This is a genomic window from Streptomyces sp. NPDC001204, assembly GCF_053598035.1.
The window spans coordinates 1-3,685 of record NZ_JBSFJL010000078.1 but is presented as its reverse complement, the minus strand read 5'-3'; the positions used below and the strand labels follow the sequence as shown (position 1 = coordinate 3,685).

The window sequence follows — 3,685 nt, the reverse complement described above, 5'->3', positions numbered from 1 at the left end:
GGTGCGGTAGTGGTGCGCCTGTGCCGGGGAAGCGGTGAGTCGGTTCGAAGCGGCGTTTGACAACGGTGTCCTCGCTCCACACCCGTGCCGATCAGCGGGGTAAGACGCCGAGGCCTGACGCCACTAGGGCGTGTATCGAAAGTACTTCCGGAGCGGTTGTCGGGTCGCTCCGCTACGGTGCGGCCATGGCGAACTACGTGCTGGTTGCAGGTGCGCGGCTCGGATCGTGGGCGTGGGACGAGGTGGTGCCGCGTCTGCGAGCGGCCGGCCACGGCGTCTACCCGCTGACGCTGTCCGGTCTCGCCGAGAAGCAAGGTGTGCCAGCCGGGCAGCAGACCCACGTGCAGGACATCGTTGACGAGGTCGAGCGTCAGGATCTGCGCGACGTCGTCCTGGTATGTCACCCCATCGAGTCAACGTTCTCCACGGTCAAGCTGCGGACCAAGGTCACCCGTGGGGCCGGCAGTCCAGCCGCCGCTCTGGCGATGGTGTTCAAGCTCGTCGAGTCCGCCCAGACACGCTGGCGCGATCACCGGCGCCCATCTGGTCCCCCTGGTCCGCACCGGCGCCCGGTTCGAGAACGGCATCCTGGTCGAGCAACAGGAGCAGGCCGCGTGAAAACGGGGAAGGACTACGGAGACTGCCAGATCTACCTGCGAGGCGGCAATCGCGAGTCTGTGACCGCGCTCGTCGCGGCAACTCTCGGAGCCCCGTCGACGATCACTACACGATCCGATCAGGTCGGATGGTCTTCGAGATCCGGCCCAACCCGGACGACGGGCTGGCCGAAGACTTCATCGGATGGCCGTTCACGATCGAGGCGGAAGCCGACGACCCCGGCCCCGTCCTCGTCGAAGCAGTGTCACGCGTACTCAAAGCAGTCTGGAACCGCGGCCTCGACGCCGTTGCCGCCTGCGACTTCGAGGACGAGCTCCCAGACCTCGGCGGACTCCCGCGCTATCGCTGAACCACGCCGAATCCACAGGTCCTGACTATTCCTCTCGCGGGCACCGTTCCCTCCCATGGGGCCACACCGCCCCGGCCGGGAATTCCAAGAGGTAAGCACCGACTGACGTCGTGTCGGACACTGTGCGCCGACGCCGACCTTCCCGAACTGCAGCGCCTAGCCACAACCGTCGAGACATGGTGGCCAGAGATCCTTGCGTTCCTGCACACTGGGATCACCAACGCTGGCTCCGAAGGCACCAACCGGGTCATCAAGACCATCGCCCGCGACGCCTACGGCTTCCGCAACCCCGGCAACCAGCGCTTACGCACCCGCTGCGCGACCACTCGTCGAGCCCGTGGACACCTTGATGCCCGCTAATTTCGTTGAGCCCGCACCCTGCAATCGTGTTGGCTAGCGGCACCGAACTGTCAGTACCGCAGGTGTCCGCTTGGCTGTAGCAGGGAGTTAAACGTGCAGGACATTGTTGTCGACCCCGTTGCCCACAATCGGGCAGCCTGGGACAAGTGTGTCCAAGAGGGCAATCAGTGGTCGAGGCCGGTGAGTGCTGAGGATGTCGAGCGCGCCCGCATGGGCGACTGGTCGATTGTTCTCATCGGGCGTGAGCCAGTCGACCGCTCCTGGCTGCCGACGGACCTGACCGGCAAGGACGTGTTGTGCCTGGCCTCCGGCGGTGGCCAGCAGGGTCCGATCCTCGCCGCCGCAGGGGCGCGGGTCACCGTATTCGACAACTCACCCCGCCAGCTCGGCCAGGACCAGATGGTGGCGGCGCGCGACGGACTCGAGCTGCGCACCGTCCTGGGCGACATGCGCGACCTCAGCGCCTTCGGCGACGCAACATTCGACGTCGTATTCCATCCGGTCTCCAACCTATTCGTACCAGACTTGGCACCGGTGTGGCGTGAGTGCTTCCGCGTACTGCGACCGGGCGGAACTCTGCTCGTGGGCTTCCTCAACCCTGATGTGTACTTGTTCGACCACGAGGCGCTCGACGAGCGCGGCGAGCTGATCGTCGTGCACAAGCTGCCCTACAGCGATGTCACGCAGTACTCCGCCGAGGAACGCGCCACGAAGTTCGGCGCGGATGCCCCTCTTGAATACAGCCACACCCTCACCGACCAGATCGGCGGGCAACTCGCCGCGGGGTTCGTCCTCACCGGCTTCGCGGAAGCGCCGCACCAATCCAACGCATCCGCTCAATACATGTCGAACTATTTTGCGACGCTGGCGGTCAAGCCGGGCTGACCCAGCCGTGGGGCCGGCCGAGACGGCCGTGTCTCCGAATGGCCAAGTGGAGCGCTGTGCCAGCCCGACCCCCACTAACTTCGCTGAGCCGGTATGACCGGATGGCGGTACGCCCCGCCGGCCTGCCTCGCAGCGCAGAACTTGTGCTGGACCATGCTTCTGAAGATGGTCATCCGATGCCGGAAAATACTCAGGCAAAGCATATTCTGGAGCACTACGGCTGCCACTGGTAGGCCGTTGGACGACTGCGTGCTGACCACGCACGCTGGCTTCGATTTGCATGACAGTCCGTCGGCGGAGAGACGACCTAGCGACCGTCGCTCCGCACGCGTACGCGCGGGTAGAAACCGATAGGCAACCTGATCATTTCCACCGGCAAAGACACGACCGTTGCCCCGTCCGCCCAGGCATCGCCGAGCTTGTCGGCCGTCACGGACGGGTCGCGGCCTTTGAGGTGTCCGGCAGGGCTGGTGGGCAGGAACGCCGGCGGTCATCCAGGACCTTGCCTGGATCGTGCACCTGCACGAGAACAAGACTCCCGACGCGGACTGGTTCGAGATCGCCGTCATCCACCACACCGACTGCGGTTCGGGATTGCTCGCCGACGACGATCTGCGCGTCGGCTTCGCCGCCCGCGGCGGCTGGGACGAACAGACCTCCTTGGAGATGGCCGTCCTGGAGCCGTCTAAGACGGTCCAGAAGGACATCGCTAAGCTGCGCGCGGCACCCGTGCTCGCGCCGGCCATCGGCAACATCAAGATCGGCGGCTACGCGTACGACCTCGGGACCGGGAAGATCACCACCGTCGTGCAGCCCGGCTGAGCAGCACACGGTCGGCCCCGGCAGTCCCGGCCGGCGACGAGATGGAAGCAACTGTGCCCAACAGACGCAGTTTCCAGCCGTCCGGCTCCCCCCGGCCCGCACCGGGGGCGCACCCATCCGCACGGCGGTGCGGCTACCGGTGCGCACCGGGTGCGGAGTGCACCGCGGGAGCTTCCCCCAGCCGACAGGCCGGCGGAGGAGCCGAGCTGTCCGGCCGGGACGGTGACGCTGGCCGGCTTGCCGGAGGCGACGAAGTCGGAGACGACCAGGCCCTCGCCGAGGGGGGTGGTGATGGGGGTGTTGGTGGCGGCGTCGTAGATCTGGAAGGTGCCGTTGACCTTGTCGCCGTCGGGATCGGTGAAGGTGTCACGCAGGGTGGGGGTGGTGGTGTTCACCGCCCACACGCCGGCGTAGGACTTGAAGGGTGCGCCGGCCTGTCGGTCGGTGCCGTCCGAGGGACGGTAGTTGTAGGTGACGGACAGCTTGGGCTGGTTGGCCGTGTTGTTCGCGGAGTTGACGCGCTTCCACGCTTTGACGTCGTCGGTGGCGGCGCGAAGTGAACCGTTCCGGGTTTGATCGAGACTCTAGGGTGTGACTGTGACCTGGGGTTTCGTGGTTTCGAGGTAGTAGTTGGTCTCGTATTCGGCGGGT

Annotated in this window: 4 protein-coding genes and 3 pseudogenes; 6 read left to right on the top strand and 1 reads right to left on the bottom strand. The window is 66.1% G+C overall.

The features are described from left to right. Positions 1-185 precede the first annotated feature (185 nt). The 6 genes and pseudogenes from ACWC91_RS41350 to ACWC91_RS41325 form a co-directional block, all read left to right on the top strand. Positions 186-404, top strand: a pseudogene (locus ACWC91_RS41350) (alpha/beta hydrolase); the annotation flags it as partial. After that, a pseudogene (locus ACWC91_RS41345) lies at positions 402-618 on the top strand (IS256 family transposase); the annotation flags it as partial. The pseudogenes ACWC91_RS41350 and ACWC91_RS41345, both read left to right, overlap by 3 nt. Before the next feature lie 127 nt (positions 619-745). Further along, a complete protein-coding gene (locus ACWC91_RS41340; protein WP_450644953.1) occupies positions 746-967 on the top strand; it encodes a hypothetical protein in 222 nt (73 codons plus the stop codon). 21 nt (positions 968-988) lie between these two features. Further along, positions 989-1,327 (top strand): transposase, encoded by a 339-nt coding sequence (locus ACWC91_RS41335; RefSeq protein WP_225080395.1) that lies wholly within the window; start codon positions 989-991, stop codon positions 1,325-1,327. A gap of 93 nt (positions 1,328-1,420) precedes the next feature. Beyond that, positions 1,421-2,212, top strand: coding sequence for a class I SAM-dependent methyltransferase (locus ACWC91_RS41330; protein WP_450644955.1), 792 nt, complete (start codon positions 1,421-1,423; stop codon positions 2,210-2,212). 513 nt (positions 2,213-2,725) lie between these two features. After that, complete coding sequence (locus ACWC91_RS41325) at positions 2,726-3,034, top strand: carbonic anhydrase (RefSeq protein WP_225080393.1); 309 nt, start codon at positions 2,726-2,728, stop codon at positions 3,032-3,034. Positions 3,035-3,237: 203 nt separating this feature from the next. On the opposite strand, the pseudogene ACWC91_RS41320 reads toward ACWC91_RS41325, so the two are convergent. Further along, positions 3,238-3,591: pseudogene (locus tag ACWC91_RS41320) on the bottom strand (hypothetical protein); the annotation flags it as partial. Between the last annotated feature and the right edge of the window lie 94 nt (positions 3,592-3,685).